Source organism: Massilia sp. Bi118, assembly GCF_918697865.1.
Taxonomy (GTDB): Bacteria; Pseudomonadota; Gammaproteobacteria; order Burkholderiales; family Burkholderiaceae_D; genus Telluria.
In genome coordinates, this window is record NZ_CAKKMV010000004.1 from 11,772 (window position 1) to 35,406 (window position 23,635).

Annotated in this window: 18 protein-coding genes; 4 read left to right on the forward strand and 14 right to left on the reverse strand. The window is 65.6% G+C overall.

The annotated features are described in order from the left end of the window. Window positions 1-140 precede the first annotated feature (140 nt). Window positions 141-608, forward strand: a complete 468-nt coding sequence (locus LQV39_RS06935) for an Lrp/AsnC family transcriptional regulator (RefSeq protein WP_230022301.1) — start codon at window positions 141-143, stop codon at window positions 606-608. Here the strand turns inward: LQV39_RS06935 and LQV39_RS06940 are convergent. The 9 genes from LQV39_RS06940 to LQV39_RS06980 form a co-directional block, all read right to left on the reverse strand. After that, window positions 605-1,906, reverse strand: coding sequence for an SGNH/GDSL hydrolase family protein (locus LQV39_RS06940; RefSeq protein ID WP_230022304.1), 1,302 nt, complete (start codon window positions 1,904-1,906; stop codon window positions 605-607). The genes LQV39_RS06935 and LQV39_RS06940 overlap by 4 nt on opposite strands. Window positions 1,907-1,958: 52 nt before the next feature. Beyond that, complete coding sequence (locus LQV39_RS06945) at window positions 1,959-3,227, reverse strand: SGNH/GDSL hydrolase family protein (protein ID WP_230022307.1); 1,269 nt, start codon at window positions 3,225-3,227, stop codon at window positions 1,959-1,961. A 106-nt stretch (window positions 3,228-3,333) separates the two neighbouring features. Then, window positions 3,334-4,182 carry a phosphoserine phosphatase SerB gene (serB, locus tag LQV39_RS06950; RefSeq protein WP_230022309.1) on the reverse strand — a complete coding sequence of 283 codons (849 nt, stop codon included), beginning with the start codon at window positions 4,180-4,182 and terminating at the stop codon, window positions 3,334-3,336. A gap of 5 nt (window positions 4,183-4,187) precedes the next feature. Further along, window positions 4,188-7,634 carry a transcription-repair coupling factor gene (gene mfd / locus LQV39_RS06955; RefSeq protein WP_230023435.1) on the reverse strand — a complete coding sequence of 1,149 codons (3,447 nt, stop codon included), beginning with the start codon at window positions 7,632-7,634 and terminating at the stop codon, window positions 4,188-4,190. Between the two features lie 655 nt (window positions 7,635-8,289). Then, window positions 8,290-9,135 (reverse strand): hypothetical protein, encoded by an 846-nt coding sequence (locus LQV39_RS06960; RefSeq protein WP_230022312.1) that lies wholly within the window; start codon window positions 9,133-9,135, stop codon window positions 8,290-8,292. A 639-nt stretch (window positions 9,136-9,774) separates the two neighbouring features. After that, window positions 9,775-10,776 (reverse strand): HDOD domain-containing protein, encoded by a 1,002-nt coding sequence (locus LQV39_RS06965; RefSeq protein WP_230022315.1) that lies wholly within the window; start codon window positions 10,774-10,776, stop codon window positions 9,775-9,777. 68 nt (window positions 10,777-10,844) lie between these two features. Beyond that, the gene (locus LQV39_RS06970) at window positions 10,845-11,141 is read right to left on the reverse strand and encodes a hypothetical protein (protein ID WP_230022318.1); all 297 of its coding nucleotides are present in this window, start codon (window positions 11,139-11,141) and stop codon (window positions 10,845-10,847) included. 14 nt (window positions 11,142-11,155) lie between these two features. Next, on the reverse strand, window positions 11,156-11,389 hold the full coding sequence (locus LQV39_RS06975) for a hypothetical protein (RefSeq protein ID WP_230022321.1): 234 nt from the start codon (window positions 11,387-11,389) through the stop codon (window positions 11,156-11,158). A 207-nt stretch (window positions 11,390-11,596) separates the two neighbouring features. Beyond that, window positions 11,597-13,939, reverse strand: a complete 2,343-nt coding sequence (locus LQV39_RS06980) for a penicillin-binding protein 1A (protein WP_230022322.1) — start codon at window positions 13,937-13,939, stop codon at window positions 11,597-11,599. Between the two features lie 238 nt (window positions 13,940-14,177). Between LQV39_RS06980 and LQV39_RS06985 the strand changes: the two genes are divergently transcribed. Beyond that, a complete protein-coding gene (locus LQV39_RS06985) occupies window positions 14,178-16,433 on the forward strand; it encodes an OPT family oligopeptide transporter (protein WP_230022324.1) in 2,256 nt (751 codons plus the stop codon). Between the two features lie 114 nt (window positions 16,434-16,547). Here LQV39_RS06985 and LQV39_RS06990 read toward each other — a convergent pair whose 3' ends face one another. Beyond that, window positions 16,548-17,474: an NAD-dependent epimerase/dehydratase family protein gene (locus LQV39_RS06990; RefSeq protein ID WP_230022326.1), complete on the reverse strand. Its 927-nt coding sequence runs from the start codon at window positions 17,472-17,474 to the stop codon at window positions 16,548-16,550. Window positions 17,475-17,596: 122 nt separating this feature from the next. Between LQV39_RS06990 and LQV39_RS06995 the strand changes: the two genes are divergently transcribed. After that, window positions 17,597-18,514, forward strand: coding sequence for a LysR substrate-binding domain-containing protein (locus tag LQV39_RS06995; RefSeq protein ID WP_230022334.1), 918 nt, complete (start codon window positions 17,597-17,599; stop codon window positions 18,512-18,514). Here the strand turns inward: LQV39_RS06995 and LQV39_RS07000 are convergent. Genes LQV39_RS07000 through LQV39_RS07015 form a run of 4 tightly spaced genes read right to left on the reverse strand, consistent with a single transcriptional unit; the run spans window position 18,468 to window position 21,099 of the window. Next, entirely contained in the window at window positions 18,468-18,983 is a 516-nt protein-coding gene (locus LQV39_RS07000) for a GNAT family N-acetyltransferase (RefSeq protein WP_230022345.1), read from the reverse strand. The genes LQV39_RS06995 and LQV39_RS07000 overlap by 47 nt on opposite strands. 8 nt (window positions 18,984-18,991) lie before the next feature. After that, a complete protein-coding gene (gene arr / locus LQV39_RS07005; protein WP_230022348.1) occupies window positions 18,992-19,447 on the reverse strand; it encodes an NAD(+)--rifampin ADP-ribosyltransferase in 456 nt (151 codons plus the stop codon). Then, window positions 19,444-20,106, reverse strand: coding sequence for a hypothetical protein (locus LQV39_RS07010; protein WP_230022351.1), 663 nt, complete (start codon window positions 20,104-20,106; stop codon window positions 19,444-19,446). The genes arr and LQV39_RS07010 overlap by 4 nt, the downstream gene beginning before the upstream one ends. 12 nt (window positions 20,107-20,118) lie before the next feature. Then, window positions 20,119-21,099 carry a hypothetical protein gene (locus LQV39_RS07015; RefSeq protein ID WP_230022353.1) on the reverse strand — a complete coding sequence of 327 codons (981 nt, stop codon included), beginning with the start codon at window positions 21,097-21,099 and terminating at the stop codon, window positions 20,119-20,121. 96 nt (window positions 21,100-21,195) lie between these two features. Between LQV39_RS07015 and LQV39_RS07020 the strand changes: the two genes are divergently transcribed. Then, a complete protein-coding gene (locus tag LQV39_RS07020; protein ID WP_230022356.1) occupies window positions 21,196-23,634 on the forward strand; it encodes an outer membrane beta-barrel family protein in 2,439 nt (812 codons plus the stop codon). Window position 23,635: the final 1 nt, after the last annotated feature.

Sequence of the window (23,635 nt, forward strand, 5' to 3'; positions counted from 1 at the left end):
GAAATCATACTGCACCGCACAAAAAATGTGCTTCTGTTCGCTCCTTTCCAAAGAATTCAAATAAAAGATTCTTTTATATTTGGGCTAAAATGCGCAAGAACTATCTTTAACACCTCTTGTATAGACAAGGAAGCCCTGCCATGAAGGACGGCCAGCTCGACGATATCGACCGCCACATTCTGCGCACCCTCAGCCGCGACGGACGCATCAGCAACCAGAAACTGGCCGACACCGTGAACCTGTCGCCCACGCCCTGCTGGCACCGGGTCAAGGCGCTCGAGGAGGCCGGTTTCATCACCGGCTATGCGGCCGTGTTCGACCAGCGCCGCATGGGCGTGCCGGACACCGTGATCATCGAAGTCACGGTAGACCGGCACGACGACGAGATCTTCAAGGCCTTCTCGGACGCGCTGGCCGAGCTGCCCGAAGTGACGGAAGCCTATCTGCTATCCGGCGAATACGATTACCTGATCAAGGTGGCGGTGGCCGGCACCGAGGGCTACGAGAACTTCCTGCGCCAGAAGCTGTACAAGCTGCCAGGCGTGCGCCACACGCGCTCGACGTTCGCGCTGCGCTGTCTGAAGCGTTCGCCCTCGGTCAATCCTTAACTGAATAAATCGATCCGCACCGCCTGCGCCAGCGTCTGGTAGCCGGCATTGTTCGGATGCAGGTGGTCGCCGCTGTCGTAGGTGGATCGCAGGCGCGCGATCCGCGCCGGGTCGCGCAGCGCGAGATCGAAGTCGGCCACGGCGTCGTAGTTGCCGGCAGTGCGGATCCAGGCGTTCAGGCCCTTGCGCACGTTCTCCCGCGCCGCCGTGTAGTAAACATGGCCTTCGAAGGGCGTCAGCGTCGCGCCGATGGCCCGGATGCCGCGCGCCCGCGCCCGCGAGACCAGCTGCTGGTGGCCGGAGATCAGGCTGCTGACCGGGATCGGATTCGAGCCCGAACTGTAGACGATGTCGTTGATCCCGATGAGGACGATCAGCCAGCGCACCCCGGCCGTACCGAGCACGTCGCGGTCGAAGCGCGTCAGCGCCTTCTGCCCGGCCAGCATTGCCGACGGATAGTCCTTCAGCAGCGAGTTGGCGCTGATGCCGCGGTTGGCCACGCCGATATTCCCGCTTACGCCCAGCTCCAGCTGCAGGCGCCGCGCCAGCATGTCCGGCCAGCGCCGGTTGGCATTGGCGCTGCTGGCCTGGCCGTCGGTGATCGAATCGCCGAGCGCGACCACGGACGACGATGCGCTCAGGCCGGAGTAGGGCCCGCTGACGTCGACCTCGCTGAGGAAGGGCCAGGTCGCGATGCTGCGCGAGACCGGCAGGCTTTGCAGGGCGCTGCGGTCGCCGGCGGTCGAGACGTAGCTCGTTTGCAGGGCCGCGTTGTGCAGGGTCGTGACGCGCACGCTGCCCGGCAGGTAGAGGCTGACGGCCAGGTCGGAGAAGGGCGGCACATTGAAGTTCGCGCCGTCTGAAAGAACGGCGGCGCCGGCCGCGATCGTCACCGAGCTGCGGCCGCCGAACAGCAGCTGGCGATCCGTGCCGGCCACGGTGACGGCGCCGCTGGATCGCCGCGCGATGCGGGCAGCGCCGATGGTCAGCGGCGTGCTGCCCATCTCGTTCGAGATGCGGATCCGCACCCGGCTGCCGGCGACGCTGGAATGCACGATCAGGCGCAGGGTCTGGCTGGAGAGGGTCATCGTCGATGCCGCCGGCGGCGGTCCCGCCGGGGCCGCGCCCCAGGAAGCGACCCAGAGGTCGGCGGCCTGGGCCTCGGACAGTGGCGCCAGCGCGGGCAGGGCGAGCGCGGCGGCGAGGGCCGGGCCGCTGCGCAGGAAGCCGCGGCGTGGCAGGTTGGACGGGGCGTCGTCTGGCTCGCCCTCGTGCTCGGAATTCTGGATCGGTCTCATGAAGGTCTCCTCGGAATGGACGAGCGTTAGACCACGCCGGCCGCGCTTCGTCTCACGCCGATATGAACAGATTGAGAGGCACGGCCTGTGCCATGAGCTGGTAGCCGGCGTCGTTCGGATGCAGGTGGTCGCCGCTGTCGCAGGCCGGGTTCAGGCGTCCCGGCTGGGCCGGGTCGCGCAGCACCTGGTCGAAGTCGACCACCGCGTCCCAGGCGCCGGCGTTGCGGATCCAGTCGTTGGCGTGCTGGCGCGCCGCTTCCCGCGCCGGCGTGTAATACGCCTGGCCTTCGAAGGGCGTCAGGGTGGCGCCGATCGCGCGCAGGCCACGCAGGCGCGCGCGGGCGATCAGCTGCAGGTAGCCTGCGATCAGCTCGTCCGCGGAGATCGTATTCGACGACGGGCTGTAGACGATGTCGTTGATGCCGATGAGGGCGAACAGCCAGCCCGCGCCGGTGGTGGCGAGCACGTCGCGGTCGAAGCGCTCCAGGCAGTCGTGGCCGGCGATCAGGGCGCTCGCGTAATCGGTCAGCAGGCAGTTGCCGCTGATGCCGCGGTTGACCACCGCCACCGGCAGCGACTCCTGCTGCAGCCGGCGTGAAAGCCAGTCCGGCCAGCGGCGGTTGGTGTTGCTGGAACTGCGGGCGCCGTCGGTGATCGAGTCGCCGAGCGCGACCACGGCCCGCGCCGTGCCCGATGCCGGCAGTACGTCGACCTCGGCCAGGAAGGGCCAGGAACCGATGGTCTTCTGCACCGGCAGGCTGGGCGCGGACGCGTAATCGCCGCTCGATGAAATGTAGCTGGTCTGCGCTGCCATGTCGTGCAGGGTCGTGGCCTGCACGCTGTCCGGCAGGTAGAGGCTGACGGCGAGATCGGCAAGCGCGGGCACCGCCAGGTCCACGGGATCCGAGACCAGCGGCGCGCCCGGCGGAATGGTGGCGAAGCTGCGACCGCCGAAGCGCAGGTCGCGGGCGCTGCCGGCGACGATGTTCGCGCCGCTCGAACGCAAGCCGATCTGCGCCGCGCCGATGCGCAGCGGCGTACTGCCCATCTCGTTGGACAGGCGCACCCGCACGCGGCTGCCGGCGATGCTCGTGTGGACGATCAGCCTCAGGGTCTGGTTGGCGATGGCGAGCGTGGACGCCGCCGCGGGCGGTCCGGCCGGCGCCGTGCCCCAGGTGGCGCACCAGGCTTCCAGCGGTGCGGCGGCGCGGGCCGGCGGCGCTGCGGTGGCGAGGGCGGCGGCGAGCGCCGGACCGGCTTGCAGAAAGTGACGCCGCGCCATGATCGAGCGCGGCGCGGCGGACGGCGTCTGTGCGGGCATCAGGAATCTCCTATGGTTCCCGCATAATCTACGCCTGTTACTGTCCAGCTCGCTTATGCGGCCGGCATGCTTTTTTGCGCCAGGTCGAAACCTGGTCAGCTTACGTTCAGGACAGAATTGCCAGCAAGCCGTCCAGGCCAGTGAAATTCAAGGCCACATCGGCTTGCGCACGCACCACCGGCTTGGCGCGGAAGGCCACGGACAGGCCGGCAATGCCCATCATCCTGAGGTCGTTGGCGCCATCGCCCATCACGATGGCCTGGCAGGGGTCGATGCCGAGCTCCGCGCAGACGCGCTGCACGGTGCGCATCTTTTCCTCGGCGTCGACGATGCCGCCGGTTACGCGGCCGGTCAGCTTGCCATCCTGTTCTTCCAGCAGGTTGGCGTGCACGTAATCCAGCCCCAGCCTCGCCTGCAGGCGCTCGGTGAAGAAGGTGAAGCCGCCCGACACCAGCAGGGTCTTCAGGCCGGCCGCCTGCACGGCCTCCAGCATCGCTTCGCCACCCGGCGAGATGCGCAGGCGCTCTTCATACACGCGGCCTAGCGCCTCGACCGGCAAGCCTTCCAGCAGCGCCACGCGGCGCTTCAGGCTCTCGGCGAAATCGAGTTCGCCGCGCATCGCGGCTTCGGTAATGCTTGAAACCTGCGGCTTCAGGCCCTGCATGTCGGCGATCTCGTCGATGCACTCGATGGTGATCAGGGTCGAGTCCATGTCCATCGCCACCAGCCTGAAGTCCGCCAGGCTGCGGTCGGCATCGATGAAGGTGGCGTCGACGCCGGCCTGCTCGGCGGCGGCTTCCACGCTCGCCTTGAGCGCCGGCGTGAACTCGAAGCCGTCGGCGCGCAGGGCGTGTGCGTTGAGGGGTGTGGCGCTGCGCGGCTGTGCCAGGGCGGCGACCGCGGCGAGCACGCCCTGGTCGGCCGCGGGGCCTTGAACGATCAGTTTTTTGGACATGAGACTTATGCTAATAATTGTTTGATGGTTTGCTTGACCTGGTTCACGCGCGCCTGCAGGTCCGGCATCGCGGCCGTGATGCGCAGCTTGTCCTGGCCGGCCAGTTTGATCTGGCGGTTCTTCTGGATCAACGTGATGATCTTGATCGGATCGATGGGCGGCTTTTCCATGAACTGCAGGTTTGCGCTCTCCGCATGCGCATCGATCTTGACGATGCCGACCTGTTTGGCGACGATGCGCAGGCGGTGGGTCTCGATCAGGGCCTTCACCGCATCCGGCAGCTTGCCGAAACGGTCGATCAGCTCTTCCTGCATGTCGTCGATGCGGTCCTGGGTCTCGCAGTTGGCCAGGCGCTTGTAGATGGACAGGCGCTCGTGGACGTCGCCGCAGAAGTCGGACGGCAGCAGGGCCGGCACGTGCAGGTTGATCTCGGTGGTCGAGGACAGCGGCGCCGCCAGGTCCGGCTCGCGGCCGGCCTTCAGCGCCTTCACCGCCTCGTTCAGCATATCGGAGTAGAGCTGGAATCCGATCTCCAGCATCTCGCCGGACTGGTTCTCGCCCAGCACTTCGCCGGCGCCGCGGATTTCCAGGTCGTGCATCGCGAGGTAGAAGCCGCTGCCCAGTTCTTCCATCGCCTGGATCGCGTCCAGGCGGCGCTGCGCCTGCTTGGTCATGTTCAGCGCGTCGTTCACCAGCAGGTAGGCATAGGCCTGGTGGTGCGAACGGCCGACGCGGCCGCGCAGCTGGTGCAGCTGGGCCAGGCCGAATTTGTCGGCGCGGTGCATGATGATGGTGTTCGCGGTCGGCACGTCGATGCCGGTCTCGATGATGGTCGTGCACAGCAGGATGTTGAAGCGCTGGCCGACGAAGTCGCGCATCACCTTTTCCAGGTCGCGCTCGTGCATCTGGCCGTGGGCCACGCCGATGCGCGCTTCCGGCAGCAGCGCGCGCAGCATCGAATGGCGGTTCTCGATGGTCTCGACCTCGTTGTGCAGGAAGTAGACCTGGCCGCCGCGTTTCAGCTCGCGCAGCACGGCTTCGCGAATGATGGAGCCGTCCTCGCTGCGAACAAAAGTCTTGATCGCCAGGCGCTTCTGCGGCGCGGTGGCGATGACGGAAAAGTCGCGCAGGCCTTCGAGCGCCATGCCCAGGGTGCGCGGGATCGGGGTCGCGGTCAGGGTCAGCACGTCGACCTCGGCGCGCAGGGCCTTCAGCGCTTCCTTCTGGCGCACGCCGAAGCGGTGTTCCTCGTCGATGATGACCAGGCCGAGGCGCGTGAATTTCACGTCCGGCGACAGCAGCTTATGGGTGCCGATCACGATGTCGACGGTGCCGTCGGCCATGCCCTTGATCGCGTTGTTGATCTCCTTGCCGGTGCGGAAGCGCGACAGCTCGGCGATCTTGACCGGCCAGTCGGCGAAGCGGTTGGCGAAGGTCTGGGCGTGCTGCTCGGCCAGCAGCGTGGTCGGCGCCAGGATCGCCACCTGCTTGCCGCCCATGACGGCGATGAAGGCGGCGCGCAGCGCGACCTCGGTCTTGCCGAAGCCGACGTCGCCGCACACCAGGCGGTCCATCGGGCGGCCCGAGGTCATGTCCTTGATGACGTTGGCGATGGCCTCGGCCTGGTCCGGCGTCTCGTCGAAGCCGAAGCTCTGGGCGAAGTTCTCGTAGTCGATGCTCGAATACTCGAAGGCGTGGCCGGTGCGCGCGGCGCGGCGGGCGTACAGGTTCAGGAGCTCGGCGGCGGTGTCGCGCACCTGCTCGGCGGCCTTGCGCTTGGCCTTGTCCCACTGGCCGGAACCGAGGGTGTGCAGCGGCGCGTCTTCCGGCGAGGCGCCGGAGTAGCGCGAGATCACGTGCAGCTGCGACACCGGCACGTAGAGCTTGGTCTCCTTGGCGTATTCCAGGTGCAGGAACTCGGTGTCGCCTTCGCCCAGGTCCATGCTGACCAGGCCCATGTAGCGGCCGATGCCGTGGTTGATGTGCACCACCGGATCGCCGATCTTCAGCTCCGAGAGGTCGCGCACCATCGATTCGACCTGCGAGCTGGCTTCCTGCTTCTTCTTGCCGGCGCGCCGGCCCGAGCCCGCATACAGCTCGGTCTCGGTGATGAACACCAGATGGCCGCACCTGGCGTCCATCAGCTCGAAGCCGGCCTGCAGCGGGGCCACGCCCAGCATCACCTGCGCGCCGGACGCGCACAGGCCCTCGTAGCTCTCGACCGGGACCGTGTCCAGGCTGTATTCGTTGAAGTACTGCTGCAGGGTCTCGCGGCGGCCGTTAGACTCGGCGCAGATCATGACCTTGGCGTCCGTCTTCAGCAGGAAGGACCGCAGGTTGGACAGCGGATCGTCGAGGCGGCGATTGACGGCGATGTCGGGCAGCGGCGCCGACAGCTCCGAAGCCGCAACCGACCCGTCACGCGCAATCGCCCAGCGTCCGTGCGGCTTGGCGCACACGAAGAAATCCTCGGCGCCGAGGAAGATCTCCTTCGGCTCCAGGATAGGCCGTTCGCGGTCGGCCTTCAGGAATTTGTAGCGCGACTCCGTGTCAAGCCAGAAGCGCTGGATCGCTTCTTCGATGTCGCCGACCAGGGCCAGCGGCGACTCCTCCGGCAGGTAGTCGAACAGGGTCGCGGTCTCGTCGAAGAACAGCGGCAGGTAGTATTCGATGCCGGCCGAGGCGATGCCGCTGCCGATGTCCTTGTAGACCGGCGAGCGGCTCGGGTCGCCCTCGAAGCGTTCGCGCCAGCGCCCGCGGAAGGCGGTGCGGGCCTGCTCGTCCATGGGAAATTCGCGGCCCGGCAGCAGGCGCACTTCCCGGACCGGGTAGAGCGAGCGCTGGGTGTCGGCGTCGAAGGTGCGGATGGTTTCGATCTCGTCGCCGAACAGGTCGAGGCGATAGGGCAGCGCGGAGCCCATCGGGAACAGGTCGATCAGGCCGCCTCGCACCGAGTACTCGCCCGGCGACATCACCTGGGTCACGTGGCTGTAGCCGGCCAGGGTCAGCTGGGCCTTCAGCTTTGCTTCGTCCAGGCTCTCGCCCTGGCGGAAGAAAAAGGTGTAGGCGGCCAGGAAGGAAGGCGGCGCCAGGCGCACCAGCGCGGTGGTGGCCGGCACCACCAGCACGTCGCACTGGCCGTTGCGGATCTCGTGCAGGGTCGCCAAACGCTCCGACACCAGGTCCTGGTGCGGCGAGAACGCATCGTAGGGCAGGGTTTCCCAGTCCGGCAGCAGGTGGCACGCCAGCTTGCCGTCCGCGAACCACGGGATCTCGTCCAGCAGGCGCTGGCCGTCGCTGGCGTTGGCCACGATCACGGTCAGCATCTGTTTGTTTGCCTTCAGCGTGAGCGCGGCGAGCGCCAGCGCATAGGCGTCCGACGAACCGTGCAGGTGAGGCAGGGCGAAGCGTTGTGCGGGCTTGGGGAGGTGTTTTTTCAGGTCGAAAGGCATGCGGGAATTATAGTCCAAGCAGCCGTTCGAAGACTCGCGCCCGCTCGTCCTCCTCGTCGTCCGCGGCCGGATAGCCGGCGGCATCTCCCACTGCATGGCGATGCGCGCCGCCAGCGTGCGGGTGCGCGCCAGCAGGGCCTCGACGAAAGCCGGATCCCGAGGCAGGGCGTCGGCTTCCAGCACGCGCTTGCTCGGTCGTCGGATTGCTTGGCGCATGGCAGGGACATTGGCGCTTCTAGCGCGGTTAGCGCCCCTTTTTTCGTCCCCCGGCGCTACCCCGCGCCGTCAGGCTTCCAAGTCGCGCAGCCGCTCTTCCAGCGCCCTTAAATCCGCCTTTGTCGCGTCGTCCGCAAGCCCCGCCGCTACCTGATCCCGCTTTGCCGTTACTAGCTCAGTCAGCTTGGCCTTTGCCGGTTCATAGACCCCTGCCAGCGTGCCCAAGGCTAGGAAGCCGTAAGCACGCCTAAACATTTCGGTAGACGGGTGGGACGGGTCTGGGTTGTCGTGTATCCAAACGAGACATTCAAGGGCTTTGGCGTAATCGCCCGCCGTAACGGCGTCTGCCGATTCCTGCAATGTGTTCGCTAAATTTCGCATTTTCACCCCGATAAAAAGCACTCGCCGTTAAGCGAGTACGACAACGCCGGACTAGTGATCACCAAGAGAAAACCCACCAGTTGAGCCACGCCCAATTATTCGTGTGGCAGCTATCCTTGCATTTCCAGTAATAATCCGTAGCCTTATCATTGCACTTCTTCCAAGTGTCCGGGTTATTGGGCGCAATTATTAAGCAGTATTGCCCCATGTTTTGGGACGCGGGTTTGCATACATTTTGTATGCAGTCCTCGGGGTTTTCACCAGGCGGATTACTAACGTCGCCCCCACCGGACGGCATTTCCCTAGCGGGCGGGAAATCGTTCCCCCACGTATAACCGCCGCCATCCCACCCGCCATCGTCCAATTCATCGCCGTCTGGCCTTGTCCCTTCAACCACTATGGTGCATGTTTCGTCGTCATCGGTCCCGACGCAGTAATTGGCCGCGCCGGGATTGCGAAGTGCGGCAATACCGTTTTGAATCGCCATGAACGAAGTTACGCGCGTCGGCTTGTTTTGGACGCGGAATTTTACCCGCGCGCTGGTGTCGCTCGTCAGGCCGAGCATTTCGCCGTTCGGGCCGTAGGACGCCTTGATATACCTGCCGTCAGTGTAGACAACGCCTGAAAATTTGCCGCCGTCGTATTGGTAGGTTCCGACTACATCGTTTTGGCCGATTTCCTTCACCAACCGCCCGTTTTCGTAGCCGTACCGCGTCACGCCGTTTTTATCACTCCGCATCAGCACCCTGCCGCGTACGGCTAAATATTTGGGCCTCAGATCGACCTTTTTCGGCGCGGTCTGCGGCGGGGCTTCGCGCACAGTCCCCAACTGTTGCGCGCCCAACGGTACGGCCAAGGCGGCCAGGACAATTGCCCCGGATAACGTCTTGAACCATTTCAACATAATTGCCTCCGTGATAGTTTATGAAAGTCCGCCATAAGAAAGGCAGTAACCCATCATAGGTAAGCGCCCGCGCGGACAGTTTGAGGGTTCCCATGTCGTTGTTAGATACAACACAACGACGCCGCGCATGTATGGAAAACGAACTTGCCGAAGCGCTCGACGTTTCGCGGGCAACAATTCAGAAGTGGTAACCGAACGACGCACCGGGGCGCACGATGCGCCGTTTTTACGCCCACTTGGCGGCATATTGACGGCTTGCATTCCGAATCTGGACAATGGTCCCGACCGTTCAACGGTCATTCTTTAGGTTGCCGGGTGTTGCCTCTTGCGACGCCCGTTTTTTTATACGCATTCAGGCAGGCGATAAGGCGCGCTGTCAGCCATCACGCGCGACAGGCGCAAGGCAAGCCAGCGCAAGACCGGGACCGCCATTGAATTACCAAGGCGGCATAACGCAGCGACTCCGGCGCTTTGGCCTTACCCCGCCAAGGAATATTCGTCCAGTCGTCCGGCAGACCGTGCAACCGTTCGCATTCAATCGGCGTCAGTCGGCGGACGAATTCACGGCGTGTATGCGGCAGGGCGAAGCGTTGTCCGGGCTTGGGGAGGTGTTTTTTCAGGTCGAAAGGCATGCCGGGATTAAGGTCCAACCAGCCGTTCGAAGACCCGCGCCCGCTCGTCCTTGCCATCGTCCGCGGCCGGATAGTCCGCGTCCTGCACGCCCTGGTCCAGCATCATGCGCAGGCAGGCCAGCCGTTCGGCTTCAAGCAGCGCGCTGGCCAGGCCCGTCGCCGGCGCCGGATCCGCGGCGCCCAGGATCGCCGCGGCGATCGGCGGCGGCATCTCCCACTGCATGGCAATGCGCGCCGCCAGCGTGCGCGTGCGCGCCAGCAGGGCGTCGACGAATACGGGATCCTGGGGCAGGGCGTCGGCCTCCAGCACGCTGTCGAACAGGCGGAAGGCGACGATCAGGCCGAGGTCGTCCATCAGGCCAGCAAGATAGGCCTCGAAAGGATCGGCGCGGTAAGTGGACGCAAGCAGGCTGGCGGCCAGCGCGCAGTTTTCGGTGTGGTTCCAGAGCCGCGGCCCGGCCTGCCGGCTGTGGCGCCCGCCCTGCATGCCGATCAGCGGACGGAAGGCGGCGCGCGCAATCAGCATGCGCAGGCCGTTGCGGCCCAGCACCAGCAGGGCGGCGTCGATGGTGCGGACCTGGCTGGACGGGCGGTAAAAGGGGCTGTTCGCTTCGCGGATCAGTTCCGCGACCAGGGACGGATCGCGCGCCACCAGGCGCGCCAGGTCGGCGCTGGAGGCGTCTTCGTCGCGCAGGCTGCGCAGTAGTTGGGGAACGACTTCGGGAACGCGCGGCACCAGGCCTTCGGCATCGGACGGTGCCTCGATCAGGCGATCGAGTTCGGTCAGCACCAGCTGGGCATGCGCAAGCGCTTGCGGGGTCGGGGCCGACGCTGCGGCGCCGGCTGTCAGGCAGTGCCAGAGATCCTGGCCCTTGGGCCTTGCGGGCGTAACAGGGTCCGCGGCAGCAGACTGCGCCTCGCCTTTGGCCACGGCGGCCCGCGCCACGGTGGGCTCAGCGGGCGCGGCAGCCGTGCCGCCGCCGAACAGCCGCGCAATCCAGTTTTTCATCGCCTGGCACCCTCGAGTCGATCAGGCTGCATTCTAACCCGAGGGGCGGCGCCAGGCCGCCGGTTCAGCTATTGGCCATTGGTGCCGGTCGCAGGCTTCTGTACGCCGGTGGTATCGTCGATGACTGCGCCGGTCGTGCCCTGGGTGCCGCTGCTGCCGCTGGCCGGCATGCCGCCGGCCGGCTTGCCGGTGCCGTTGGCGTCCGAATTGCCCTTGGCCGCTGCCGAGCCGGTGGCAGTTGCCGTGCCGGTGGTCGAGCCGCCGGTCGAGGTGTCGCTCGGATTACCGGTGGTATTCGTCGAGCTGCAGGCCACCAGGCTGAACAGCAGGCTGGTGTTGATGAATACGCTGTGTACCTTCCTCATTTGGTGTTCCTCGCTTAGCGGATGCCGGTACCCGAGGTGCCGGAATTGGTGGTGCCGGAGGTGCCCGAGCCGGCGGTGCCGGTGCCGGTCGTGCCGGTGGTGCCGGTGGCGCCTTCGGTCGTGCCGCTGGAGGTGGCGCCGGAGGACGAGCTGCCGCTCATGTCGCTGGAACTGGTGCCGGTCGAGCTGCATGCGGCCAGGCTCATGGCCATCAGGCCAGCGACTAGTGCGCCCTGGAATGTTTTCATTTTGATCTCCTTGTTTGGTGGTTGATGCCATCATGGAGTGGAGCGCGCATGTTCAAAATAGGAAGAGCCCGGCCATGCATGTAGGATAAAACCGACCTGCTTATGGCAATTTTCATAATAAAAACTGTATTTGTGGGGAAGTGCTTCGCCAAAAGAAAAGGCCCCGGGTGAGCGGGGCCTCTCGTTTGTCTATCTTGCGGTAGGGCCTTAGAACAGGCTGTTCTGCAGTTGCTGCTTCTCCTTCGGCGGCAAGGTTGCGGGCTGCTGTGCCGGCGGCAGCGCGTTCGGATCGACGGGCGCGTTCGGGTCGAGCGCCGCGTTCGGATCCACAGCCGGCTGCTGGTCGAGGTCGATACCTGTAAATACCGGGCTCTCGGCAAACTCGGCGTAGACCCAGTCGTCGTTCTCGCGCACCACGCCTTCCGGCGGCACGCGCTCTTCCTGCGGATGCTTGGCCAGGGCCACGCGCATGTAGTCGATCCAGATCGGCAGCGCCAGGGTCGCACCGAATTCGCGGCCGCCGAGCGACTTCGGATCGTCGTAGCCCATCCAGGCCACGGCCACCACGCCGCCGCCGTAGCCGTTGAACCAGCCGTCGACGGCATCGCTGGTGGTGCCGGTCTTGCCGGCGATGTCGCTGCGGCCCAGTTCCTTGGTGGCGGCGGCGCCGGTGCCGTAGCGGGTCACGTCGCGCAGCATGGTGTCGGTGATGAAGGCATTGCGCGCATCCAGCACGCGCTGTTCTTCCTGCTGGGCGGCGGGCGGATTGGCCTCGGCGATGACCTTGCCGTCGGCATCCTCGACGCGGGCGATCAGGTAGGGCTGGACCCGGTAGCCGCCGTTGGCGAACACCGCGTAGGCGGCGGCCATCTGCAGCGGCGTGACGGCGCCGGTGCCCAAGGCCATGGTGTAGTTGGCCGGCTGGCGCGCCACGTCGAAGCCGAACCTGCCGATGAATTCATGGGCGTAGGGCACCGAGATCGCGCGCAGCAGGCGCACCGAGGGCACGTTTTTCGATTCGGCCAGCGCGCGGCGCATGGTGATCGGGCCGTCCCACTTGAAGTCGTCGTTCTGCGGCGACCAGGTGGCGCCCGCGTTCTCGCCCGGCATGTCGAGCGGCGCGTCGAGGATGAGGGTGGCCGGCGAATAGCCCTTTTCCAGCGAAGCCGAGTAAATGAAGGGCTTGAAGCCGGAACCCGGCTGGCGCCAGGCCTGGGTCACGTGGTTGAACTTCTGCAGGTTGTAGTCGAAGCCGCCGACCAGCGCGTGGTAGGCGCCGGTGTTGGCGTCGATGGCGACGAAGGCCGCGGCCACCTGCGGCACCTGGGTGATGGACCAGTTGCCCTTGGCGTCCTTGGCCACGCGCACGATGGCGCCCTTGGCGATGCGGCGTTCCTCCTTGGCGCTCGATGCCAGGGCGCCCGCCGCGAACTTCAGGCCGGCGCCGGTGATGTTGACGTCGTCGCCGTCGATGGTCTCGACGCGCACCGCCTTGCCGGACGCGGCCAGCACCACGGCCGGGATCAGGCCGTCGCTGACCGGGCGCTTGCCCAGCGCGTCCGAGATCGCGTCTTCGCGCTCGACCGGATCGTCGGGCAGGTCGATGCGGCCTTCCGGACCGCGGTAGCCGTGGCGCTGGTCGTAGGCCAGCACGTTGCGCCGCACCGAGTTGTAGGCCGCTTCCTGCTCGGCCTTCAGGATGGTCGTGTAGACGCGGATGCCCTTGGTGTAGGCCTCTTCCTTGAACTGGCTGTAGACCGCCTGGCGCGCGGCTTCCGCCACGTACTCGGCGTGCGTGTCGAATTCCTGGCCGCGGGTGTTCACGCGCAGCGGCTCGTTCAGCGCCTTCTGGTACTGGTCTTCACTGATGTAATCCAGTTCGCGCATGCGCTTCAGCACCGCATGCTGGCGGTCGCGCGCGCGCTTCGGATTCGCCACCGGGTTGTGGCGCGAGGGGTTTTGCGGCAGGCCGGCCAGCATCGCCATCTCGGCCACGCTGAGCTGGTCGAGGGTCTTGTTGAAGTAGGTGCGGGCGGCGCTCGAGAAGCCGTAGGCGCGCTGGCCCAGGTAGATCTGGTTCATGTACAGTTCGAGGATCTCGTCTTTCGACAGCGCAGCCTCGATCTTGTAGGCCAGCGCGATCTCGTTGGCCTTGCGCGTCAGGTGCTTTTCGCGCGACAGGAAGAAGTTGCGCGCCACCTGCATCGTGATGGTGGAGGCGCCGCCGGCGCCGAAACCGTGGCGCAGGTTGGCGACCACCGCGCCGACGCCGCGCTGGAAGTCGATTGCGCCGTGCTCGTAGAAGCGCGCGTCCTCGATCGCCAGCAGCGACTTTTTCATCAGGTCCGGAATCTTCTTGATCGGGACGAAATCGCGATGCTCCTCGCCGAATTCGCCGATGAGGACTTTGTCGGCGGTGTAGATACGCAGGGGGATCTTGGGCCGGTAGTCGGTGACGGCGTCCAGCGCCGGCACGTTCGGCAGGACGCGGAACAGGACGTAGCCGACCACGCCCGCGACGAGCAGGAGGAGGGCGGCGAGGGCGATCAATATGAATCCGCGGATGCCGCTGAAGGCGCGGCGGGGTGTTTTACTCGTAGTTGCCAAAACTTCACTCTCTGATGACGGTCAGATGACCGGCAGATCGCCGTGCCGACAGGGCGTAAACACGGTCTACCTCAAAATTATAATCCGCTTTTCTTCCACTACGGCATGTGCCATAGTGCTCCTTTAAGGGAGCGCTAAGCGGTCCCTGCCGTCCAGAAACACGATACCTCCCTAGGAAAACATGCCGTACGACCCCCATCCGCCCGCGGTCAAGCCGTATATTCCGGCCTCCGCACACCTGCCCGAGCTGACCCTGCGCGCCCTGATCATGGGCACGGTGCTGGGCATGATCTTCGGCGCGTCTTCGCTCTACCTGGTGCTGAAGGTCGGCCTGACGGTCAGCGCCTCGATCCCGGTGGCGGTCATTGCGATCACCCTGTTCGGCATGGCCAAGAAGGCGGGCGGACGCGAATCGACCATCCTCGAGAACTCGATCACCCAGACCGCCGGCTCGGCCGGCGAATCGCTGGCCTTCGGCCTGGGCGTGACCATGCCCGCGATTATGATCCTCGGCTTCGACCTCGAGATCTCGCGCGTGATGCTGGTGGGCGTGCTGGGCGGCCTGCTCGGCATCCTGATGATGATCCCGATGCGCCGCACCATGATCGTCGACCAGCACCGCGAACTCAAATACCCGGAAGGCACGGCCTGCGCGGAAGTGCTGAAGGCCGCCGCCACGCCGTCCTCGCGCGAAGCCGCCGGCGAGATCCGCCTGGAAGGATCAAGCGAGGAAAAGGCCGCGCGCCAGCGCGCCTTCATCATCTTCGGCGGCTTCGGTCTCGGCCTGCTGTACAAGGTGCTGAACATCTCCCTCAAGCTGTGGAAGGATACGGTCAACTTCATCTTCGGCGCACCGCTGAAGGCCGGCTCGATCGGCGCCGAGATCTCGCCCGAGCTGCTGGGCGTCGGCTACATCATCGGCCCGCGCATCGCGATGACGATGGCGGCCGGCGGCGTGCTGTCCTATCTGCTCCTGATCCCGATGATCAAATTCTTCGGCGACCTGCTGACGGTGCCGTTGTCCCCCGGGACGATGCTGATCAAGGACATGGGCCCGGACGACATCCGCAGCGCCTACGTTTTGTATATCGGCGCGGGCGCGGTGGCAGCCGGCGGCCTCATCAGCCTGGTGCGCTCGATGCCGACCATCTGGAATGGCCTGAAGGGCGGCCTGGCCGGCTTCAAGTCGGGCTCGACCGGCGACTCCAATCTGCGTACCGACCAGGACATCCCGCTGAAGTGGGTGGTGATCGGCTGCCTGGCCATCATCGCCGTGATCACCTTCGCCACGCCGCTGCACATGAATCTGCTGGGCGCGCTGCTGATCCTGGTGTTCGGCTTCCTGTTCTCGACCGTGTCCTCGCGCCTGACGGGGGAGGTCGGCTCGTCCTCGAATCCGATTTCGGGGATGGCGGTAGCAACGCTCTTGTTCACCTGCCTGATCTTCCTGGTGATGGGCTGGACCGGCGGCCGCTATTACGTGACCGCGCTGTCGGTCGGCGCCATCGTCTGCATCGCCGCCAGCAATGCCGGCACCACCTCGCAGGATCTGAAGACCGGCTTCCTGGTCGGCGCCACGCCGCGCCTGCAGCAGTACGCGATCCTGGCCGGCGCCTTCGCGTCGGCGCTGATCCTCGGGCCGATCCTGCTGAAGCTGAACGATGCCGGCACCGTCTACGTGCCGGCCGCGCAGGTGGCGCCGCATGTGACGACCGATGCGTCGAAGCTGACCCAGACCGCGCAGCTGCAGGGCCCCCAGGCTTCGAGCGACCACGCCACTTACAAAGTCTGGCAGAAGACCGACACGACGGGCGGCCCGGCCGGCAAATACCTGGTGCGCGACGACGGCTCGCTGGCTTACCTGGTCGACCCGGGTATCAACGGCCAGTTCCACACCCGCCCGGACGGCTCCGAAGTCAAGAAGTACGACGCGCCCAAGGCCGTGCTGATGTCCTACATCATCAAGGGCATCCTCGACCAGCAACTGCCCTGGACCCTGGTGCTGTTCGGCGTGATGATCGCGGTGGTGCTGGAGATGGCCGGCATCCAGTCGCTGGCATTTTCGGTGGGCGTGTACCTGCCGCTGGTGTCGACGCTGCCGATCGCGATCGGTGGCCTGGTCCGCTGGGCGGTCGACCGCCGCAACAACAAGCTGCCGCAATACGCCGGCCTGAACGAGGAAGAACTGCAGGCCGCGGGCGACCGCAGCTCCGGCACCTTGCTGGCCTCGGGCTACATCGCCGGCGGTGCGCTGGCGGGCATCATCATTGCGATTACGGCGGGGGTGCTGACGGACTTCGACACGGCGATGGGCAAGTGGGCGGAGGCGGCGAATCCGTTCTTTGCGGGGCTGAGTGCGGATGCGCTTTCGATTCTGCCGTATGCGGCCTTGATTTTGCTGTTGTATTGGGTTGGCCGCGAAAAGCCGGCTAAGTAATTGCAGCTGACCGTCGTCCCCGCGAAGGCGGGGACCCAAGTTCTGCGTGCATTGCGATAACGCGTGCAACTTGGGTCCCCGCCTGCGCGGGGACGACGTTTTTGGGCTGCGGGCTTAAACGAAAGCCAGGTCGTGCTGGCGAATGGTGTGATCCAGCCACTCGTCGGTATGCCCGAACGAATACCCCAAGCCCTTCGCCCGCGCAGTATCCAGCACCATCGCCCCCGGCAAATCGAAAGGCGACAAACGACCCGGCGCCTCGGCCGGCACCGCGCGCCGCGTCCGCACCGGCCCGTCCAGCACCTCGCCAACCCGCTCATACAGCTGGCATGCCGACAGCGCCCCATCGCAAGCCGCATTCACCGGCCCCGTGAAATCCTGCATCCCGGTCCAGAACAGGAAGTCGGCCGCCGCATGCGCGGTCATGAAGGACACCGCGGCGTCTTCCTTCGAATAGTGGAGCGTGGCGCCGGCGCGCGCCAGTTCGACGTAATGGGCCAGCCGGCCCGTGAAATCTTCCGGTCCGCCCAGCACGTGGGCCATGCGCGGCGTCACCAGCGGCAGCGAACCCTCGCGCACCAGATAGGCCTCGGCCTGTACCTTGCCGGTCACGTAGCACTCGGTCGCGCGGCGCGGGTCGTGCCAGGGGTAGCTGGCGTCGATGGCCTGGGCTTCGATGGCGAGATCGTCCTCCTTCAACAAACCGGCGCGCTCGAAGCCGAGCACGCGGTAGGCGTCGACGGTGGAGGTCATCACATAGCGCCCGACCTGGCCTGCGAAGGTGCGCACGGCGATGGCCGCGTCGAGGGGGCTGTAGCACATCTGATCGAAAACGATATCGAAGGGGCCGGCCTTGGCCACGGCGCGCATGGCGAGTTCGTTGCGGCGGTCGGCGCGGATGCGCTGGATGCGGCTGCCGAAGGGGTCGGGGGCGTAGCCGCGGGTGACGATGGTGACGCGGTGGCCCGCGCGCAGGAGCCGCTGCACGAGCAGCCTGCCGATGAAACGGGTGCCGCCGATCACCAGGATGTTCTTGAACATGGTTTTCCTTACGCTGAAGACGCTATACATATAGCTAGTTCTTGGCGAATCAGCTATATTTTGTATGCAGTGCAGCAAATGTTCAAACAAGAAAAAAACGGTGCGATGAATAAGAAAAACTTATGCATGGTGGCCCATTGAAGCCCCTGCGCAGCTTGTCCGGTCTGATCGATTTTGAATGCGCTGCCCGCTGGGGCAGTTTCAAGCTGGCGGCGCAGGAGCTGCACAAGACCCCGGCCGCCGTCAGCCTGCAGGTCAAGCAGCTCGAAGAAACGGTGGGCTTCCCGCTGTTCGTGCGCCACCCGCGCCACATCGCGCTGACGTCGAAGGGCCAGGAACTGGCGATCGCGGTCGGCCGCTCATTGGGCGATTTGCGCGCCAAGGTCGCGGCACTGCAGCGCGGCGACGAGGAAGCCATCCTGCGCATTTCGACCACCCACTCCTTCGCCATCAAATGGCTGGTGCCGCGCATGCCGCGTTTCACCAAGCTGCATCCGGAACTCGACATCCGCATCGATTCGAACGACACGCCCGTCGACCTGCTGGATGACGGCGTCGACGTCGCGATCCGCTTCGGCCCGGTCAAGGACGGCGATCCGGCGCTGCTGTTCCGCGAGCGCCTGGTGCCGGTCTACAGCCCCGATCTCCTGGCGGAGGGCCAGCAAGCCTTGCTGCTATCCGACCTGGCGCGCTTCCCGCTGCTGTGCGAGCGCACGCCGGAAACCTGGCTGCAGCTGCTGAACGAGAACAAGGCACTCAAGGGTAAATACGATTTCTCGCGCACCTTCAGCCACTGGGGCGTGCTGGCCCAGGCCGCGGTGGCCGGGCAGGGCGTGGCGCTGGTGCCCTACGGGATCGCGTTCGGGGACATCGCCTCCGGCGCCCTGCGCGTGCTGAACTGCCGCAGCGCGCCATATGGGAACGGCTACCGCTTCCTCGTGAATCCGCACAAGGAGACGATGGCCAAGGTGCAGCAGTTCCGCGCCTGGGTGATCAATGAGATGGAGACGATGCGGCGGACCCTGGACGGGGACAACTGAGCAGGGTCTTGCGCATCACGGCATTGCGCAGGGTACTGCCGCGGACGGACACTTCCTGTTCCCGCTCGACGATAAAACCGTGGCGCCGGAAGAATGGCTGCGCGGTCAGGCTGACATGGGCCGTGAGCGCGGCGGCGCCGAGGGCCAGCGCTTGTTGGTGCAGATGGCGCATCAGCGCGGCGCCGACACCGCGGCCGGCAAATTCGGGCGCGACGAAGAACTGGTCGATCAGGCCCGAGGGCTGGACGTCGGCGAAAGCGGCCGGGCGGCCATCCAGCTCGACGACCCACGGACGGTTCGATTGCATGCGTTCTGCCCATTGCCGCAGATAGTCGGCGCCGGGTGCGGAGGGCGACCATGCTTCGATCTGCTCGGGTGTGTAGTTGCGTGAAGCCAGGCCGCGAACGGAGGACTGGAACAGCGCGAGGAGGGCGCTTTCTTCTCCCTGGACGAAAGGTCGGATCAGCATTGGGGCTCCTAGTCTTCGATCGCCGCACGGCCGCTGCGCCGCAGTTCGGCAAGATGATCCAGCATCTGCCCGATCGCTTCCGGCGAATGGCCCTCCCAGTTTGTAAGCTCTTCGACGATGCGCAGTCCGTGGCGCGTGCGATAAGACCGCGTCGGATTGCCTGGAAAGCGCTTGTTGGTCAGGTTCGGATCGTCCTCGAACGGACCCACCGGTTCGACCAGGTAGATGTGGCCGCGGCCCTCGACGCCGGCCAGCGCGCTCGCCAGCTCGGCACCCCAGGCGGCAGGCTCGATGAGGGCGGAAAAATACACGTTGTTGGAGACGCGGCCTTCCTCGAAATTCGAGGCGAAGCCCGGCACCAGTAGCTCGCCCGGCGCGAGAGGCCAGCGGGTGCCGTGATAGAAAGGTCCTTCGACCTCGCCGCAGTTGTCCATCGTGACCGGATGCCATTCCTGATTGCTCATTCGCTTCCCTTCTTGAAGATGCCGCGCGCGGTAAGGATGGTCTGCTTTTTCGCCTCGAACAAATCCGCCGCGGAGGTCGCCTTCAGGCACCAGGCGCGGCCGCCGCGGATGTCGAAATACCCGGCCGGATAATAGCGCTTGATCTGCTCCGGCTTCAACTCCTTGAGCGGATAGGACACCGGCGCCGCAAATTCGACGGGGCGCGCCTTGACCGTGCGCGGCGGATTCGGATAGTTTTGGTAGGGATCGCCGCATCCATACCACTGGGCGTCGACGCCCTGATGAAGGTCGTAGAACTGGTATTTTTCATGGACCCAGCTGCCGTCCGGCTGCCGGCTCACGAACAGCAGCACGGTCTCGTAGGTCGAGAAAGCCGGCGTTCCGTAGTGGTCGTAGACGTCGAAAGCGATCGTGTTGGCGCGGTAGTCGCCGAAGACCGTGTCCAGGATGCGGTAGTTGGCGACGAAGTGCTCGTCCATGATGATGCAATTGTCGCAGCCGGGCGGCGGCTGCTTTTCCAGGCTGATTTTTTGTCCGACGAAGACCAGCAGGTTTTCGCCGTTTGCCGCGCTGTCGGCTGAAGCCGCATGGGCCAGGCAGGACAGACCCGGCACCATGGCAAGACTTGCTGCAGACAGGATCTTCCTTATTGTTCGCATGCTTTCCCGTTTCTATTTGCATGGCCGCTTGCTCTTGTCACCGAGCGTATCCAGCTGCGCCTGGGTCAAGACCTGCGGCATCGGCTCCTTGACCGGCTGACCGTCCGGACCGAGCCGCGCCGACCGCGGCGGCGGCTCGTTCGGACAGGCCGGCACCGCCTTCGGTATCGACGCCGCCAGCGCAAACAGCTGCTGGCGCAAGGGCACGCGCGCGATGTTTGCGTCGACCCACAGCTGGTAGTCGCGCCGTCCCTCCATCCAGGAAAGCAGCGAGACCGCCTTGCCCGTGGGGTCTTCCATGACGACGAGGCGCGCCGGGTGCCCGTTGACGCGCTCCGGTTCATCCTTCGGATCGCGCCAGGACGTGCTGCCGTCGGCGGACATGTCCTGCTCGAACAGGATCAGGCGATGCCCGTCCGGCATGCGGAAGCCGCGGTAAAGCCGCGAGCGGACATCGACCACGGTTTCGGCCCGGCTGCCGAGACTCTCGAATTGCGCGAAAGGCGTGTGCGACAGGTCGACGGGCGTGAATGCGAGGTTACGGGTGGCGATGAGGTTCGGCAGCAAGCCCACATCGTACTGCGCCAGGGCGCTTTCGCAGACCAGCTCGAAGCCATTCTTTTGCGTCTCGGCCGCATGCGTGGCCGCGTTGCGCGAACGGTCGATGCTGCACTTGTATTCGTTCACGCCCGTACGGGCAAGCATCGCAAACACGCCGGCCGTCGCCACGGCCAGCCCGCCCAGCAGCCAGCGCTTTTGCCTTGAAGCCGGCAGCACGGGAAGATCGTCGCGCAAACGCCGTCCGATTCGCCGGCACAGCCACGCCAGCGCCAGCGGCGGCAGCAGCATCGGCGCGCCGGCCAGGAGGACGCCGACCAGCGGCGCATGCATCCACACCACGGCGCCGAACAGGTAGATGAGGGCCGAGAACAGAGTCAGGCCATTGATGATGTGACCAGCCAGCCACAGCAGGGTACCGATCGCTTTCTTCATGGCGTAATCATAAGCAAGGAGGCCTAGCCGATACATACGAAAGATGATATTTTCTCACGGTTAATCTTTTTACTTTTAATCATCTTTCTCATACATATGTCGAGTCACTCCGCGGGCACCCATCCCGCCGCCAGCAAGGCCATCCCCGCCGCCGTCGCGCTGCTGCTCCTGAGCCTCAACGCCGGCGCGCAAACGGCCCCTGCCGACACCCGACCCACGCCAGCGGCGGCGGCCAAGCCGGCGCCCAAGGCAGAGGGCCGGACCGCGGTGAAGGCCGAGCCGCCGCAGGCCGAAGGCCAGATCGCCACCGTGAACGTGGTCAGCGAGCGCTCGAGCAACCGCGTCGACCGCCAGGTCTACGACATCAAGAACGACGCCAGCACCGCCGGCGCCTCGATCGGCGACGTGCTGAACAACGTGCCCTCGGTGAACGTCGATCCGAACGGCACCGTGCGCCTGCGCGGCAGCGAGCGCGTGACGGTGCTGGTCGACGGCAAGCCCACCGCCCAGCTGCAGGGCGAGAACCGCGCCGCCGCCATCAATGCGCTGCCGGCCGAGAACTACGAATCGGTCCAGGTGATCAACAACCCGGGCGCGGAGTTCGGCAACGAAGCGGGCGGCGGCCCCATCCTGAACCTGATCTCGCGCCGCTACACCAAACCGGGCGGCAACGGCAGCATGGCCAGCACCATCGCCCCGGGCGGCCGCGGCAATGCCTTCGCCAACGGCAGCTACAGCGCCGGCTACGCCTCCGTGAACGGCAGCCTGAACCTGCGCCGCGACGGCAACGACAGCGAAACCGAACAGCTGCGCGAAGCCATCGATCCCAAGACCGGCGCCATCAACCGCCTGCGCCAGGACAGCCGCAACCACGGCATCAACACCTTCGTGCAGGCCGGCGTGGGCGGGCGCTACAACTACAACGAGCAGGACACCGTCACCGGCTCGGTCTCGGTCAACAAGCGCGGCAACGACAACGACTCGAACCAGCACTTCACGGATTTCCGTAACACGCAGGCGCCGGTGGTCGACTACTTCACGCGCCGCAGGACCGAAGGCGATGCCCTCAACCACGAATTCGTGACCGGCTTCGAGCACCGCTTCAAGAACGACGGCGAAGCCCTGAAGGTCGACCTGCGCCACTCGTCGAACACGAACACCGCCGACACTTCGACCCTGTACCAGAGCGTGCAGACGCCCTGCGCCTGCGGTCCGGTGCTGCGCGACTACGCCCAGGACGTCGAGACGCGCGTGCGCCTGACCGACCTGAGCACCGACTATTCGGGCAAGACCGGCCCGGGCTTCCTGAACGCCGGCGCGCGCTGGCAGCGCACCCAGCAGACGGCCGACAACCGCTATCTGTTCCTGACCGGCGGTGGTGGCCTGGACACCCGCCGCAGCAATCTGTTCGAGCTGGACCAGTCCGTGCTGGCAGTCTACGGCACCTACGAGATGCCGCTGAATAAGCTGTGGTCCTTCAAGAGCGGCATGCGGGTCGAGCGCACCGACCAGGACCTGGACCAGGTCACTACCGGCATCCAGGCCACCAACCAGTACACCAGCTACCTGCCCAGCCTGTTCCTGACCTATAAACTGGACCCGAACTCGAACCTGCGCCTGTCCTACGCCGACCGCATCTCGCGTCCCAACTCGGGCGAGCTGAACCCCTTCGTCAACTACGCCAACGATTACTACGTCAGCTCGGGCAACCCGCACCTGCACGCGGTCAAGCTGCACTCGCTGGAACTGGGCTACGAGACCAAGATCAAGGGCCTGATGCCGGTGAGCCTGCGCGGCTACCTGCGCCGCGAGTCCGATGTGATCACCGAGCGCCGCGTCTTCCTCGATGCGAACACGCTGCTGACCACGCGCGAAAACCTCGGCGACCGCCGCTCGGGCGGCCTCGAGTTCTCGGTGATGGGCATGATCCCGCCGAACATGAAGATCAAGGGCGTGGCGCTGCCGAACATCCGCTTCATGTTCAACGGGAACTGGGGCTTCATCGAGCAGGACCGCGTCGGCGCGCTGGGCCTGACTGGCGAGAAGCGTTCCTCGCCTTCGCTGCAGCTGCAGGGCGGCGGACAATGGCTGATCAACCCCATGAACACGCTGTCGGTGATGACCTTCCGCCAGGGTAAGCTGCTGTCCGGTGAAGGCTATCGCGAGCCCTTCGGCATGATGACGCTGGCCTACGAGCACAAGTTCGACAAGCGCCTGTCGCTGAACATCCGCGCCAACGACGTGCTGAATTCGACCGGCCAGAAGTTCCGCGTCGAGACCGACACGCTGCGCGACCGCCTTGAGACCACCGTGCACCAGCGCCGCATCTACGTCGGCCTGCGCTACACCTTCGGCGGCGTGACCGGCAACGATGCGGTGCGCAATGCGATGGCGGCGGCCGGCGTCAACGTCGACAGCCCGGCGGCGCGCGAGGCGATCAGGCGCGCCCAGGAGATGCAGCAGGCGCAGGAGAAGGCGGCGCAGCCGCAGCCGCCCAACCCGCCGGCGCAGCCGCAGCCAGCCAAGCAGCAGTAAG

Coding starts and splice junctions, on each gene's coding strand:
- LQV39_RS07020 (WP_230022356.1), top strand. CDS start 21,196: ATGTCGAGTCACTCCGCGGGCACCCATCCCGCCGCCAGCAAGGCCATC.
- mfd (WP_230023435.1), bottom strand. CDS start 7,634: ATGCCTTTCGACCTGAAAAAACACCTCCCCAAGCCCGCACAACGCTTC.
- LQV39_RS06970 (WP_230022318.1), bottom strand. CDS start 11,141: ATGAGGAAGGTACACAGCGTATTCATCAACACCAGCCTGCTGTTCAGC.
- LQV39_RS06965 (WP_230022315.1), bottom strand. CDS start 10,776: ATGAAAAACTGGATTGCGCGGCTGTTCGGCGGCGGCACGGCTGCCGCG.
- LQV39_RS06985 (WP_230022324.1), top strand. CDS start 14,178: ATGCCGTACGACCCCCATCCGCCCGCGGTCAAGCCGTATATTCCGGCC.
- LQV39_RS07010 (WP_230022351.1), bottom strand. CDS start 20,106: ATGCGAACAATAAGGAAGATCCTGTCTGCAGCAAGTCTTGCCATGGTG.
- LQV39_RS06935 (WP_230022301.1), top strand. CDS start 141: ATGAAGGACGGCCAGCTCGACGATATCGACCGCCACATTCTGCGCACC.
- LQV39_RS06960 (WP_230022312.1), bottom strand. CDS start 9,135: ATGTTGAAATGGTTCAAGACGTTATCCGGGGCAATTGTCCTGGCCGCC.
- LQV39_RS06975 (WP_230022321.1), bottom strand. CDS start 11,389: ATGAAAACATTCCAGGGCGCACTAGTCGCTGGCCTGATGGCCATGAGC.
- LQV39_RS06990 (WP_230022326.1), bottom strand. CDS start 17,474: ATGTTCAAGAACATCCTGGTGATCGGCGGCACCCGTTTCATCGGCAGG.
- serB (WP_230022309.1), bottom strand. CDS start 4,182: ATGTCCAAAAAACTGATCGTTCAAGGCCCCGCGGCCGACCAGGGCGTG.
- arr (WP_230022348.1), bottom strand. CDS start 19,447: ATGAGCAATCAGGAATGGCATCCGGTCACGATGGACAACTGCGGCGAG.
- LQV39_RS06945 (WP_230022307.1), bottom strand. CDS start 3,227: ATGCCCGCACAGACGCCGTCCGCCGCGCCGCGCTCGATCATGGCGCGG.
- LQV39_RS06995 (WP_230022334.1), top strand. CDS start 17,597: ATGCATGGTGGCCCATTGAAGCCCCTGCGCAGCTTGTCCGGTCTGATC.
- LQV39_RS06940 (WP_230022304.1), bottom strand. CDS start 1,906: ATGAGACCGATCCAGAATTCCGAGCACGAGGGCGAGCCAGACGACGCC.
- LQV39_RS07000 (WP_230022345.1), bottom strand. CDS start 18,983: ATGCTGATCCGACCTTTCGTCCAGGGAGAAGAAAGCGCCCTCCTCGCG.
- LQV39_RS07015 (WP_230022353.1), bottom strand. CDS start 21,099: ATGAAGAAAGCGATCGGTACCCTGCTGTGGCTGGCTGGTCACATCATC.